The organism is Seohaeicola sp. 4SK31 (genome assembly GCF_028802875.1).
Lineage (GTDB): Bacteria > Pseudomonadota > Alphaproteobacteria > Rhodobacterales > Rhodobacteraceae > Seohaeicola.
Map to the genome: position 1 here is coordinate 20,457 of NZ_JARAMP010000014.1, position 14,057 is coordinate 34,513.

At 65.1% G+C, this 14,057-nt stretch carries 11 protein-coding genes; 5 read left to right on the forward strand and 6 right to left on the reverse strand.

The genetic code is table 11. The annotated features are described in order from the left end of the window. Positions 1-54: 54 nt before the first annotated feature. On the reverse strand, positions 55-729 hold the full coding sequence (locus tag PVW27_RS12845; RefSeq protein ID WP_274558303.1) for a fused DSP-PTPase phosphatase/NAD kinase-like protein: 675 nt from the start codon (positions 727-729) through the stop codon (positions 55-57). 141 nt (positions 730-870) lie between these two features. On the opposite strand from PVW27_RS12845, the gene PVW27_RS12850 reads away from it, so the two are divergent. After that, on the forward strand, positions 871-2,067 hold the full coding sequence (locus PVW27_RS12850; protein WP_274558304.1) for a pyridoxal-phosphate-dependent aminotransferase family protein: 1,197 nt from the start codon (positions 871-873) through the stop codon (positions 2,065-2,067). Between the two features lie 25 nt (positions 2,068-2,092). Here PVW27_RS12850 and PVW27_RS12855 read toward each other — a convergent pair whose 3' ends face one another. After that, positions 2,093-3,202, reverse strand: a complete 1,110-nt coding sequence (locus PVW27_RS12855; protein WP_274558305.1) for a pyridoxal phosphate-dependent aminotransferase — start codon at positions 3,200-3,202, stop codon at positions 2,093-2,095. 147 nt (positions 3,203-3,349) lie between these two features. Between PVW27_RS12855 and PVW27_RS12860 the strand changes: the two genes are divergently transcribed. After that, complete coding sequence (locus PVW27_RS12860) at positions 3,350-4,135, forward strand: crotonase/enoyl-CoA hydratase family protein (RefSeq protein ID WP_274558306.1); 786 nt, start codon at positions 3,350-3,352, stop codon at positions 4,133-4,135. An 84-nt stretch (positions 4,136-4,219) separates the two neighbouring features. On the opposite strand, the gene PVW27_RS12865 is transcribed toward PVW27_RS12860, so the two are convergent. Together PVW27_RS12865 and PVW27_RS12870 are read right to left on the reverse strand one after the other, a co-directional pair. Next, positions 4,220-7,171, reverse strand: a complete 2,952-nt coding sequence (locus PVW27_RS12865) for a valine--tRNA ligase (RefSeq protein ID WP_274558308.1) — start codon at positions 7,169-7,171, stop codon at positions 4,220-4,222. 88 nt (positions 7,172-7,259) lie between these two features. Next, positions 7,260-7,691 (reverse strand): Lrp/AsnC family transcriptional regulator, encoded by a 432-nt coding sequence (locus tag PVW27_RS12870; RefSeq protein WP_274558458.1) that lies wholly within the window; start codon positions 7,689-7,691, stop codon positions 7,260-7,262. Between the two features lie 111 nt (positions 7,692-7,802). Here PVW27_RS12870 and PVW27_RS12875 point away from each other — a divergent pair, with 111 nt between their 5' ends. After that, positions 7,803-8,930, forward strand: a complete 1,128-nt coding sequence (locus PVW27_RS12875; RefSeq protein WP_274558310.1) for a type III PLP-dependent enzyme — start codon at positions 7,803-7,805, stop codon at positions 8,928-8,930. Between the two features lie 160 nt (positions 8,931-9,090). Beyond that, complete coding sequence (locus tag PVW27_RS12880) at positions 9,091-11,403, forward strand: xanthine dehydrogenase family protein molybdopterin-binding subunit (RefSeq protein WP_274558312.1); 2,313 nt, start codon at positions 9,091-9,093, stop codon at positions 11,401-11,403. A gap of 18 nt (positions 11,404-11,421) precedes the next feature. On the opposite strand, the gene PVW27_RS12885 is transcribed toward PVW27_RS12880, so the two are convergent. Further along, positions 11,422-12,216: an inositol monophosphatase family protein gene (locus PVW27_RS12885; protein WP_274558313.1), complete on the reverse strand. Its 795-nt coding sequence runs from the start codon at positions 12,214-12,216 to the stop codon at positions 11,422-11,424. A 204-nt stretch (positions 12,217-12,420) separates the two neighbouring features. Here PVW27_RS12885 and PVW27_RS12890 point away from each other — a divergent pair, with 204 nt between their 5' ends. Then, positions 12,421-13,014 (forward strand): NAD(P)H-dependent oxidoreductase, encoded by a 594-nt coding sequence (locus PVW27_RS12890; protein ID WP_274558315.1) that lies wholly within the window; start codon positions 12,421-12,423, stop codon positions 13,012-13,014. A 96-nt stretch (positions 13,015-13,110) separates the two neighbouring features. Here PVW27_RS12890 and PVW27_RS12895 read toward each other — a convergent pair whose 3' ends face one another. Next, the gene (locus PVW27_RS12895; protein WP_274558317.1) at positions 13,111-14,016 is read right to left on the reverse strand and encodes a LysR family transcriptional regulator; all 906 of its coding nucleotides are present in this window, start codon (positions 14,014-14,016) and stop codon (positions 13,111-13,113) included. Between the last annotated feature and the right edge of the window lie 41 nt (positions 14,017-14,057).

Sequence of the window (14,057 nt, forward strand, 5' to 3'; positions counted from 1 at the left end):
GGCCCGGCATTCACCTTCAGGATATGGGCTGCGCCGGGCGGCTGCAACAGGGGGTCAGGCGCGGCTGGCGTCGAAGGCCGCTTGCAGGGCCGCTGCATCATATTCGCGGTCGATCCAGTCCTCGAATCCGATGGGGCTTGCGGCGTTGCGCGCGGCGTAGTGGTCCAGCATCAGGTCCAGCACGCCGGTCTTGGTAAAGCGCAGGTGGATATAGCGCAGCGACAGCATCTTGCGCGCGGCGTGCAGATCCTTGCCCTCGATCACCATGAGATAGATGGCGCTGGCCAGCCCGGCGCGGTCGGCCCCCGATTTGCAATGCATCAGGAAGGGTTTGTCGATGCTGCGGAAGGCCGCGATCAGGGTCTGCACGGCTTCGCGCGTGGGGGCGCTGCGCGAATGCAGCGGGGCGCTGATCATGGTCATGCCGAGGGCATCAAGGCTTTCACGTTCGAAATGGAAGGCCCATTTCTCGGATGAGGCGCGCAGGTAGAGGACCGTCTTGATACCCATGGCGCGATAGCGTTTCAGCCGCCAGTGGCCCGGCTGGTTCGAGCGGTACACGCCCGGCGCGATCTGGTCAAAGTTGCTCCAGACATGGCGCAGGATGGCGTGGTCCATGAATTGATAGGCCCAGAATGCCCGCCGCCGCTGGCCGGGATCGGACAGATCACCCTCCGAGGGAAGCCGCGCGGGGCGGTCCCTCTGCAACAATCGGGAAAGCGGGTTCATCTGCGTCCTGTGGTCACTTGCGCTGCATCCTCATGTAAAGGCTTGACCCCGCGCTGGCAAGTTTGCCGCCGGGGCATGCGGGTGATTGACGCCGCACGGCAAGGGGATAGTGTCGCGCGGTCACGTCATCGGAGAAGTCATATGAGCCTTGCCCACGGTCGCCCCTATCTGGCCATCCCCGGTCCCTCGGTCATGCCCGAGGAGGTGCTGCGCGCGATGCACCGTTCCGCGCCGAACATCTATGAGGGCGATCTGGTGGCGCTGACGGACAGCCTGATCCCCGATCTGCGCCGTGTGGCGCGCACCGAACATGCGGCTACCTTCTATATCGGCAATGGCCATGCGGCCTGGGAGGCGGCTTTGGCCAATGTGGTGGCCCCCGGCGACCGGGTGCTGGTGCCCGCCACGGGGCGGTTCGGGCATGGCTGGGGCGATATGGCGGCCGGTCTGGGCTGCGATGTGCAGGTGATCGACTTCGGAAAACGCGCGCCCTTTGATCTGGACCGGGTCGAGGCGGCGCTGCGCGCGGACCGGGAGCACCGGATCAAGGCGGTTCTGGCCAGTCATGTGGACACGTCGAGTTCGGTGTTGAACGACATTGCAGGGCTGCGCGCGGCGCTGGATGCGGCAGGGCATCCGGCGCTGCTGATGGCGGATTGCATCGCGTCTTTGGGGTGCGACCGGTTCGAGATGGATGCCTGGGGCGTCGATGTGATGGTGGCGGCCAGCCAGAAGGGGCTGATGGTGCCGCCGGGACTGGGGTTCGTGTTCTTCGGCCCGCGCGCAGCAGAGGCGCGGAGCCGGATGGAGCGGGTCAGCCGCTATTGGGATTGGGTGCCGCGCGCGAATCCTGAGTATTTCTTTCAATATTCGGGCGGCACCGCGCCGACACATCATCTTTATGGTCTGCGTGCGGCGCTTGATATGATCCACGCGGAAGGGATCGAGGCAATTTGGGCGCGGCATGATGTGCTGGCCCGCGCGATCTGGGCCGCCTGCGAGGTCTGGGGGCAGGGTGGTCCGCTGGAGTTGAACATCGCCGATGCCGCGCATCGCAGCCGGGCTGTGACGGCGCTGCGGATCGGAGCGCCCTATGGCACGGACCTGCGCAAATGGACCGAGCATCAGGCGGGGGTGACGCTGGGCATTGGTCTGGGCATGGCGGAACCCGGTGATCCCGAGTGGCACGGGTTTTTCCGAATCGGCCATATGGGGCATGTGAATGCCCATATGGTGATGGGCGCGCTGGGAGCGATGCAGGCCGGGTTCATGGCGCTGGATATCCCGCATGGGTCCGGCGCGCTGGAGGCGGCGGCGGGCGTGATGGCGCGGGGGTAAGGGCCCCCCTCGCGTCCGGCGCGGTTCAGGCGGCGCGGGCGGCCTGCAGGGCGTCAGGCAGGGCGGCGGCCAGCAGGTCCAGATCGGCCGGTGTGCCGCAGCTGATGCGGATGCAGCGGTTCTGTGGGGCCACGAAGGGCATGCGCACGAAGATGCCGCGCGCGACCAGCGCGTCGCGGACGCGGGCGGCCAGCGCACCATCGCCGCCGCAATCGACGGTCACGAAATTGGTGGCGGATGGCAGCGGCGTCAGGCCGTTGTCGCGGGCGATGGCGGCGATGCGGTCGCGGGCGGTGGCCACCTCGGCGCGGACATGGGTCATCCAGTCCTGATCGCTGAGGGCGGCCAGCGCGCCTGCGAGGGCTGCGCGGTTCATGCCGAAATGGTTGCGCACCTTGTTGAACGCGTCGATCAACGGCGCGGCCCCGATGGCATAGCCCACGCGGGCACCGGCCATGCCATAGCCCTTGGAAAAGGTGCGCATCCGGATCACGCGGGGATCATCGGCGGCGATGGGGGCGGCTGTGTCTGTGGGGGCGAGGTCGATATACGCCTCGTCCAGCACCAGCAGCGTGCCGGCGGGCAGCGCGTCGAGGGCTTTGGCGATGGCGTCACCCGTGTGATGGCTGCCCATCGGGTTGTCGGGATTGGCGAGGTAGACGAGTTTGGCGTTGACCTCGGCCGCCTTGGCCATCAGGGCGGCGGGGTCCTCATGGTCACCCTTGTAGGGCACCTTGTGCAGCGTGCCGCCGAAGCCCGCGACGTGGTAGTTGAAGGTGGGATAGGCCCCGTCCGAGGTGACCACCGCATCGCCCGGTGCCACCAACAGGCGCACGAGATAGCCCAGCATCCCGTCGATCCCTTCGCCGATCATGATATTGGCGGGGGCGCAGCCGTGATGGGCGGCAAGGGCGTGGCGCAGGTCATGGGCCTCGGGGTCGCCATACATCCAGATCTCGCCGGCTGCGGCCTGCATCGCGGCAATGGCGCTGGGCGAGGGGCCGAAGACGCTTTCGTTCGCGCCCAGACGGGCGGCGAAGGGGCGGTTCATCGAGCGCTCCTGCGCTTCGGGCCCGACGAAGGGCACGGTGGCGGGAAGGCTGGCGGCAAGCGGTGTCAATCTGGGTCCGATCATGGCGCCAGATAACCCAAGGGCCGGGGTTTCGGCAAGTGTGCGTGATCTGTCCTCGCACCCCGGCAGGGGATACTCTGCCCCAACGTCGTGCTGGATCGGGGCGCGGTTTGTGGCAAGACTGGCGGGGACATCCAAGGAGGAGCCCGCATGAGCCGCGTATCTGTCGAGATCAAGGACCATATCGCCCATGTCACCCTGACGCGGGGCGACAAGATGAATGCCGTGGACCCGGCCATGGCCGAGGCTGTGGTCGAGGCGGGCACGGGGCTGATCGACAATGCCGATATCCGCGCCGTGGTGCTGTCGGGTGAGGGGCGGGCGTTCTGTGCGGGCCTCGACGTGGCGAGTTTCGCAGCCTTTGCCGCGCAGGACCCGGAGGCGCGGATCATGCCGCGCTCGCATGGCGATGCGAACCTGATGCAGCAGGTGGCGCTGGTCTGGCGCGCGGTGCCGGTGCCGGTGATCGCGGCGCTGCACGGGGTGGCCTTTGGCGCGGGGTTTCAGATGGCGCTGGGGGCGGATGTGCGGATCGCGGCCCCTGATACCAAGGTTGCCATCATGGAGATGAAATGGGGGCTGGTACCGGATATGGGCGGGATGGTCCTCTTGCCGCAACTGACGCGGACGGACGTGATCCGGCGCATGACCTATACCGCCGAACCCATTGATGCGGCGCAGGCTTTGGGCTGGGGGCTGGTGACGGAACTGGCCGATGATCCGCTTGCGGCGGCGCGGGCCATGGCGGCTGTGATCGCGGGCAAAAGCCCCAGTGCGATGCGCGCGGCCAAGCGGTTGATCGGGCTGGCGGAACAGGCGGATGCGAAAACCGTGCTCTGGCATGAGAGCCGCGAGCAGGTGGACCTGATCGGCAAGCCGCATCAGATGGAAGTGATTGCAGCAAACATGCAGGGCCGCGCGCCGAAATTCGGCTGAGGCCTTGCGCGGCTGCGGCGCGCTTTGAGTATTTAAGGCAAGATGAAATGAAAGGGGGGCGCTTGGCCCCCCTTTGCTATTGTGTCAGTCGAGTTCGGCCAGTTGGGACAGCGCCGTTTTCAGGGTCGCTTCTTCCTCAAGACGCAGGGCGAGGTTGTCGCGGGTCTCCGCTACCACCTCTTCGGGTGCGGAGGTGGCGAAGTTGGGGTTGTTGAGGCGCCCTTTCAGCCCGCCGATTTCCTTGGCGAGTTTTTCAAGGGTCTTTTCGAGGCGTGATTTTTCTTCCGCCACGTCGATGATATCGGCAAGAGGCAGGCCGAAAATCCCGCCCTCAACGGGAATCGTGACGGTGCCTTTGGGGAAGGAGGGCACTTCGGTCAGGCTGTCGATGCGGGCGAGTTTGCGGATGAGCGCCTCGTTGCGCGCCCATGCCTCGCGGCCCGGCGCGTCCAGTTCGCGCAGCACCATCGGCACTTGCAGACCTGCGGGCACGCGCATCTGGGCGCGGGCTGAGCGGACGGCGTCGATCAGGCCAATGACCCATGTCATTTCGCGGTCTGCGGCGGGATCGGCGAGGTCCGTGGCGCTGTAAGCGGGCCAGTCTGCATGCACCAGCATCTTGGCGCGGGTGCCGGTCTGGGACCAGAGTTCTTCGGTGATGAAGGGCATGATCGGATGCAGCATGATCAGGCATTGATCCAGCACCCATGCCATGACTTTCTGCGTTTCCGCGCGGGTTTCGGCGTCGCCATCCATCAAGAGGGGCTTGGAGAATTCCACATACCAGTCGCAGACCTTGCCCCAGACGAAGGCATAAAGAGCGTTGGCGGCGTCGTTGAAGCGGTAGGCGTCAAGGGCGGCGTCCACCTCGGCGCGGACGCGGGCGGTCTCGCCGATGATCCAGCGGTTGACGGTGGCTGTGGCTGCGGGCGGCGTGGCCTGGGTCGCGTGCCCCTCCCAGACGCCGTTCATTTCGGCGAAGCGGCAGGCGTTCCAGATCTTCGTGCCGAAGTTGCGATAGCCCTTGATCCGCTCGGTCGAGAGTTTCAGCACGCCCCCCAGCGCGGCCATCTGCACCATGGTGAAGCGCAGCGCATCGGCGCCGAATTCATCGACGATCTGCAAGGGATCAATGACATTGCCGCGCGTCTTGGACATTTTCTGTCCCTTCTCGTCGCGGACAAGTTGGTGCAGGTAGACGGTGTGGAAGGGCACTTCGTCCACGACGGCCAGTTGCATCATCATCATGCGGGCGACCCAGAAGAACAGGATATCCTGCCCGGTGATCAGCACATCGGTCGGGAAATAGCGCGCCATCTCCTGGGTTTGCTCGGGCCAGCCCAGCGTGCCGATGGGCCAGAGGCCCGACGAGAACCATGTGTCCAGAACATCGGGGTCGCGAGTGAGGGTCTTGCCCGGGGCCATGGCCTGCGCCTCAGCCTCGGATGCGGCGCAGTATTCGCGGCCCTCATCGTCAAACCACACCGGGATCTGGTGACCCCACCAGAGTTGGCGCGAGATGCACCATGGCTCGATATTCTCGAGCCAGTGGTAATAGACCTTTTCGCCACTTTCGGGGATGATCTTCGTGCGGCCTGTGCGGACGGCATCCAGCGCGGGGCCAACCACCTTGGCGGCGTCCACGAACCATTGGTCGGTCAGCATCGGCTCGATCACCACGCCGGAGCGGTCGCCGAAGGGCTGCATGATTTTCTTGGATTCCACCAACGGGACAAGCTGTGCGGCCTCGGTGCGCATTTCGCCGCCCTCGGAGGGTTCCAGCGGAGCCTTGAGCGCCGCCTTGCCCAGACGGGGATCGGTGGCTTCGGTCATGACGGCCAGACCTTCGGCGGTGATCTCGGCCACCACGCGTTTGCGCGCCTCGAACCGGTCGAGCCCGCGCAGGTGGTCGGGGACGAGGTTGAGGGTGTCCACCTCGGCCTCGGTAAAGGCCGCGCCATTCGCGATGGCCTGGGCACGGGCTGCGGCATCGCTGTAGGGGGCGCCATCGGCGCGCATCTGGCCGCGCGTGTCCATCAGGCGATACATGGGGATGCCGCCGCGCTTGGCCACCTGATAGTCGTTGAAGTCATGCGCGCCTGTGATCTTGACCGCGCCCGAGCCGAAATTGCGGTCGGGATATTCGTCGGTGATGATCGGGATCAGGCGGCGATGTTCCTTGGGACCCACGGGGATTTCGCAGAGTTTTCCGACGATTGGCGCGTAACGCTCATCTTCCGGATGAACCGCCACGGCCCCGTCGCCCAGCATGGTTTCGGGGCGGGTGGTGGCGATGGAGATGTAGTCGCGATCTTCGGTGAACAGGACGTTGCCGTCCTCGTCACGCTCGACATAGGTGTAGGTTTCGCCGCCCGCCAGCGGGTATTTGAAGTGCCACATATGGCCGTCTGTCTCGAGGTTCTCGACCTCCAGATCGGAGATGGCGGTTTCAAAATGCGGGTCCCAGTTGACCAGTCGCTTGCCGCGATAGATCAGCCCCTTTTTATACATGTCCACGAAGACCTTGATCACGGCGTCGTGGAAGTTCGGCCCATCGGTGCCGCCCGAAGGGTCACCCGGCGCGCCGGTCATGGTGAAGGCCAGCCGGTCCCAATCCATCGAGGTGCCGAGGCGCTTGTCCTGCATCACGATGGTGCCGCCGTATTGGGCTTTCCACTCCCAGACTTTCTCGAGGAATTTCTCGCGCCCCAGTTCGCGCCGGCCCGGTTGTTTGGTCTGGGCCAGCAGTTTTTCCACCTGCAACTGCGTGGCGATGCCGGCGTGATCCAGACCCGGCTGCCAGAGGGTATCGACGCCCTGCATGCGTTTCCAGCGGATCAGCACATCCATCAGCGTGTGGTTGAAGGCATGGCCGACATGCAGCGATCCGGTGACATTGGGGGGCGGCAGCATGATGCAGAAGGTATCCGCGCCGGGCTTGGCGTTGGCGCCTGCGCGGAAGCATCCTGCCGCCTCCCATGCTGCGGAAAGCCGTGCTTCGGCGGTGGCTGCGTCGAAGGTTTTGTCCATGGCCATGATGCGTGATCCTGCTTGATCGTCTGAAAATCCGGGGTTCCAGACCCTCTAGCGAATTGATGCGCCAAGGGGAAGGGCTGCGGTAGCCTTAGCCGCGGTCCAGCTTGGTGGACAGGTGGATCAGGCTTTCCGAAGAGCGTACGCCCTTGGCCTCGATGATGCGGTCGAGCGTGTCGTCCAGTTCCTCGGTCGTGCGGGCGGTGACCTCGACGATGAGGTCGAAACGGCCCGAGGTGGTGTTCACGCGGGTGACCTGCGGCAGTGATTTGAGGCGGCCGAGCACCGTGGGGGCAGAGCGCGGTTCGATCTGCAGCAGGGCGGTGGCGCGCAGGGGGGCGCGGACGGATTGGCCAAGGCGCAGGGCATAGCCCGCGATGACGCCCGATTGTTCCAGCCTGTCGAGGCGCGCCTGAGCCGTGCTGCGGGCAAGGTTGAGACGGCGGGCGAGGGTGGCCACGGGCAGGCGCGCGTTTTCGGCCAGAAGGGCCAGCAGGGCGCGGTCTGTATCGTCTAATTGTATGCTCATGCTGGCAATATGACGAAAAAGTAATGCGAATTGCAAGATGTGACGGAGTGAATCGACGGGATGCGGGCGCAGACTTGGGCAAAAGACGAGCAGCGAGGCACAGTCATGAAATCCGATTCTATCTGGTCCACCCCGGACGAGCATGTGCGCAAGGTCTTGCCCGATGCGGCGCAGTTGTATGTCTGCCCGGCGGAAGTGCAGCGCATGGCGCGGCGGTTTCAGGCGGGATTTCCGGGCCTTGTGACCTATGCGGTCAAGGCGAACCCTGCGCCTGTGGTGCTGGAGAATCTGGTGGCGGCGGGGCTGCGGGCGTTCGACGTGGCCTCGATCCCCGAGATGCAGGCGGTGCGGGCTGTCTGCCCGGAGGCTGTCTTGCATTACAACAACCCCGTGCGGTCGCGGGCCGAAGTGGCGCAGGCGGTGCAGATGGGTATCGCCTCGGCCTCGGTCGATTGCGTGGGGGAGTTGGACAAGCTGGCCGTATTGCCGCGCGGGACGGAAGTGGCGGTGCGGCTGGCGCTGCCGATCAAGGGCGCGGCCTATGATTTCGGGGCCAAGTTCGGGGCGGGACCGGATGCGGCGGTGGCTTTGCTGCGGCAGGTGGCGACGATGGGCTTTGTGCCCGCGATGACGTTCCATCCGGGCACGCAATGCGGCGATGCGGGCATATGGGCCGCCTATATCCGCGCCTGTGCCGAAGTGGCGGGGCGTGCGGGTGTCACACTGGGGCGGCTGAACGTGGGCGGGGGCTTTGCCGCACATCGCGGCGTGGCGCCGGATCTGGAGGGCGTTTTCGCGCGGGTCGGGGCCGAGGTGCGCACGGCCTTTGGCGCGGATGCGCCCGCGCTGGTCTGCGAGCCGGGGCGCGCCATGGTGGCCGAGGCGTGCCAGTTGGCGACGCGGGTCAAGAGCCTGCGCGGAGAGGCGGTCTATCTGAACGATGGGGTCTATGGGGCCTTGGCGGAATGGCGCGATATCGCCGCTCATGACCGGATCCGTGTAGTGACAGCGGATGGCGCGCCGCGCGCGGGGGCAATGTCGCCGCGGGTCGTCTATGGTCCCACCTGCGACAGCATCGACCGGCTGCCCGATCCCGTGCTGCTGCCCGTCGATCTGGCGGAAGAGGATTATATGATCTTCGCCGGAATGGGCGCCTATTCCAATGCCATCGCCACGCGGTTCAACGGCTATGGTCCCGAGGCGATGATCACGGTCGCCGGGTTTTCTGGCTGATGGTCTTTTGAGTATTTGATGCAAGATGAAGCGGGGGGCGGGCCGTCCCTTTCATCTTGCTGAAAATACTCAACTGCGCAGCACCTGCCAGGGGCGCGTCCTCTGGACACTGGCGCGGGGTCCGCTAGGTTCGTGCACAGCCAATGCAGGGACAGAGCCAATGGAAAAGTTCGGAAAAAGCCAGCCGGTGAAACGGGTTGAGGATGTGCGGTTTCTGACGGGGGAGGGGCGGTATATCGACGATATCGCGCCTGAGGATGCGTTGCAGGCGTTCGTGTTCCGCTCTCCGGTGGCGCATGCGGTGATCACGCGGCTGGATCTTGAGGCGGCGCGGGCGGCGGATGGCGTGCATCTGGTGCTGACGTCGGATGATCTGCTGGCGGCGGGGATCACCAAGGGGTTGGTCGCGACGGTGCTGACCAATCGGGACGGGACAAAGGCGGCGGCGCCCAAGCGGCCCATTCTGGCCGAGGGGCGGTTGCGCTTTGTTGGTGAGCCGATCGCGCTGATCGTGGCGGAGACGGCGGCGCAGGCGCGGGACGCGGCGGAGCTGATCGCGTTGGATTATGACGAGTTGCCTGCAAAGCTGGATCTGAGGCCGGGTGGCGAGGCGCTGCATGATGACGCCCCCGACAACCGTGCCTTTGACTGGTCCAAGGGCGACGAGGCGGCCTGTGAGGCGGCCTTTGCCAAGGCGGATCGCGTGGTGCGGCTGGAGGTCGAGGATAACCGGATCATCGTCAACGCGATGGAGCCGCGAGGCTGTTTCGCGGAGTGGCAGGACGGGCGGCTGCATCTGGCCGTCAACGGGCAGGGCGTTTGGGTGATCAAGCGGCATCTGTCGGAAATCCTTGGGCTTTCCCCGGACCAAGTGCGGGTGACCAACCCCGATGTGGGCGGCGGGTTCGGAATGAAATCCATGAGCTACCCTGAGTCCTTTGCCGTGGCCCATGCGGCGCGGGTGCTGGATCGTCCGGTGCGCTGGATGTCGGAGCGGACGGAAGCCATGCTGACCGATAACGCGGGGCGCGATCTGGTGCATGAGGTGGCCTTGGCCTTTGATGCGGACCAGCGGATACTGGCTTACCGCGTCGAGACACGCTGCAACCTTGGGGCCTATAACAGCCAGTTCGGGCAGCCGATCCAGACAGATCTGTTTTCCAAGGTGCTGATGGGGGTCTATGATGTGCAGACCACTTATCTGCATGTGGAGGGCTATTACACCAATACCACGCAGGTCGACGCCTATCGCGGTGCCGGACGGCCCGAGGCGATCTATGTGCTGGAGCGGGCCATGGATATGGCGGCACGGGAATTGGGTGTGGATGGCTGGGAGTTGCGGCGGCGCAATTTCATTGCACCCGACAAGTTCCCCTATGTCAGTGCCACGGGCGAAACCTATGACGTGGGCGATTTCCCCCGCGTGCTGGCCCATGCCGCGCGGACGGCCGACCGGGCAGGCTTTGCCGCGCGCAAGGCTGAGAGTTCCAGGCAGGGCAAGCTGCGCGGGATGGGGTTGTGCTATTACATCGAAAGTATCCTTGGCGATCCGTCCGAGGGGGCGAAGGTCGCGTTCGCGCCCGACGATCAGGGGCGGATGACGGCCACGATCTATGTCGGCACCCAAAGCAACGGGCAGGGGCATGAGACGGTTTACGCGCAGTTCCTGTCGGATCAGACGGGCATTCCTGCCGACCTGATCCGCGTGGTACAGGGCGATAGCGACCTGATCGCGCAGGGGGGCGGGACGGGCGGGTCCCGGTCCGTCACCACGCAGGCCAATGCGACGCTGGCGATGGTGGATGTGATGATGGCGGCGCTGCGGCCCTATCTGGCCGAGAAGATGGGCGTTGAGCCTGATGTGATCGGTTTTGACGACGAACGCTTCCGTGCGCCGGGGTCGAACCTGACGCCGACTGTGCTGGAGGTGGCCGAGATGGCCGCTGCGGATGGCCGCACGGATCTTCTGGTGCATGAGGCGCGGGCGACCTTGCCGGGGCGGTCCTATCCCAATGGCGCGCATGTGGCCGAGGTCGAGGTGGACCCGGAGACCGGCGTGGTGACGGTGGATCGCTATTCCGTGGTCGATGATTTCGGCAATCTGATCAACCCGGTGCTGGCCGAGGGGCAGGTGCATGGCGGCGTGGCCCAAGGGATCGGGCAGGCGCTGTGCGAGCATGTGGTCTATGATGCGGACGGGCAGTTGCTGACGGCCACCTTCATGGATTACGCGATGCCGCGCGCGACGGACCTGCCGATGTTCGTGTTCGAGACAGAGCCTGTGCCATCCACCGCCAACCCGATGGGGATGAAGGGCTGCGGCGAGGCGGGCACGGTGGGCGCGATGGCGGCCACGGCGAATGCGGTGCTGGATGCGCTGTGGGATGCGGGCGTGCGGCGGGCGGATATGCCCTTCACGCCGCATCGCGTGTGGATGATGCTGAATGAGCAGGGCCGCATGGCGGCGGAGTGATCCGCCGCTTCAGAGATTTTAGCTGCGGGCGCGGATGATGCCTGCGAAATGGTCGAAGAGCGATCCGTTGGCGGCGACGATGTCGCCATGGCTCAGCGGCTCGTGGCCGTCGCGGATGGGACCGACCAGCGCGCCGGCCTCGGTCGCGATCAGCATGCCTGCGGCCAGATCCCAGACCTGCAGCTCACGTTCCCAGAAGCCGTCATAGCGGCCTGCGGCGACATAGGCGAGGTCGAGCGAGGCTGCGCCCCAGCGCCGGACGCCCGCGCATTCGGGCATGAGGCGGGCCAGATCCTGCAATGTGGCGGGCAGGGTGCGTTTCCCGGCAAAGGGGATGCCGGTGGCGAAGACCGCCTCGATCATCTTGGAGCGCCCCGAGACGCGCAGGCGCTTGGAATCGTTCATCCATGCGCCGCTGCCTTTTTCGGCATAGAACATCTCGTCCTTGGCGGCGTCGAAGACGACGGCCGAGACGATCTGGCCTTTGTGTTCCAGCGCGATGGAAATCGCCCAATGCGGCAGGCCGTGGAGGAAGTTGGTGGTGCCGTCGAGCGGATCGACGATCCAGCGGCGGGTCGGGTCCTGGCCTGCAATCTCGCCACCTTCTTCGGCGATCCAGCCATAGGTGGGACGCGCGCCCAGCAGTTCTTCTTTCAGGATCTTTTCGGCGGCCAGATCGGCGCGGGTGACGAAATCGCCCGCCCCTTTCATCGAGACCTGGAGGTTCTCGACCTCGCGGAAATCCTTGACCAGCGACCGGCCCGCCTTGCGTGCGGCCTTGATCATGATGTTGAGATTTGCGCTGCCTTGCATGGTCCGGCTCCTGTTTGTCAGGGCGCGCGTATACGCGCTGGGGGGCTGCTTGCCAAGGGCAGAACGCGCGCGCGATCCGGCTTGCGGAATTGCGCACAGGGCCTGCGTTGCCGCGCACAGGACGTTTGCCATGGGGCTGTCTATATCAGCGGTCGAGCGCCGATCCCTGTGGCGCGCATCATCAACCCTCAAGGAGAGGCCCCCATGACCCAAGCTCGTATCGCCATCGTTTTCTATTCCACCTATGGCACCAACCATCAGGTTGCCCTTGCCGCTGCCGAAGCGGCCAAAGCGGCGGGCGCTGATGTGCGGCTGCGCCGGATCGCCGAGACGGCCCCCGCCGATGTGGTGGCAGGCCAAGAGGCGTGGAAGGCACAACTGGACAAGGTGCAGGACATTCCCGAGGTCAGCCATGACGATATGGAATGGGCGAACGGCTATTTCTTCATCTCGCCGACCCGTTATGGCGCTGTTGCCAGCCAGATGCGCGCTTTCATCGACACGCTGGGCGGGCTTTGGTTTGCGGGCAAGCTGGCCAACAAGACCTTTACGGCGGCGACATCCGCGCAGAACACCCATGGCGGGCAGGAAAGCACCATTCTGGGGCTGTACACGACCGCGATGCATTGGGGGGCGGTGATCGTGGCTCCCGGTTTCACCGATGCGGCTGTGTCCGAGGCGGGCGGCAACCCCTATGGTTTCTCGACCAATGCGGGGGCTTTGGACGACAAGGGCCGCGCGGCCGTCGCGCATCAGGCCAAGCGTCTGGTGGAGATGACCGCCAAGCTGGCGGCGTGATCCGGTTTGCATGATCGGGGCGGGGCTGGCGCGATGCGCTGGCCCCGTTTTGTTTGGGTTTAAGAATTTGCTCTTCCGCGCGACGGCGTGCCGGGCTTAAGCCGCCTGCAAGCGCCGCGCTTCCTCGCCTGCCAGTTTGATGAGGCCGGTCATATAGGGTTTCTCCAGATCCTCGGTCCGAACGGCAGCGTAGAGCCGGCGGGTGATGCCCTGTTCGGTCAGGGGGCGGGTGATGTAATCCGAGGAATACTTGACCTCACGCACCACCCAGTCAGGCAGAACGGCTACGCCGCGGTTCGACGCGACCAGAAGCAGGATCACAGCGGTCAGTTCGGCCTGCCGGATCTGGGCGGGTTCGACCTTGGCGGGGGTCAGAAGCTGGCTGAAGATGTCCAGCCGCGACCGTTCCACCGGATAGGTGATGAGGGTCTGGCCGCGAAAATCCTCGGCCTCGATCCACGGTTTCTGGGCCAAAGGATGCTGGCTGGAGGCCACGAAAACGGGGGCGTAGTCGAATAGCGGCTCGAAGGAGATGCCGGGCAGATCCTCGGGGTCCGACGAGACGACCAGATCGACCTCTTCCTTCATCAGGGCGGGCAGGGCGTCGAAGGCGAGGCCGGGGCGGATATCCACATCCACATCGCCCCATGTCTTGCGGAAGGCTTCCAGCACCGGGAAAAGCCATTCGAAACAGGCGTGGCATTCGATGGCGATATGCAACCGACCCGACTTGCCTTCGCGCAGACCGCTGAATTCCGCTTCCAAAGCAGACACTTCGGGCAGGATGCGCTCGGCCGCGCGCAGCAGGCGCATGCCTGCGGCGGAGAGCTTCAACGGCTTGGAGCGGCGCACGAAGAGTTCGACCCCCGCCTGATCCTCAAGCCCCTTGATCTGATGGCTGAGGGCGGATTGGGTCATGTTCAGAAGGTCGGCGGCGCGGCCCAGACCGCCCGCTTCATGGATGGCCTTGATCGTGCGCAAATGACGGAACTCGATGTGCATTATGCGGTCTTCCTCATGATGACCTTGAGAATTATGAAGTT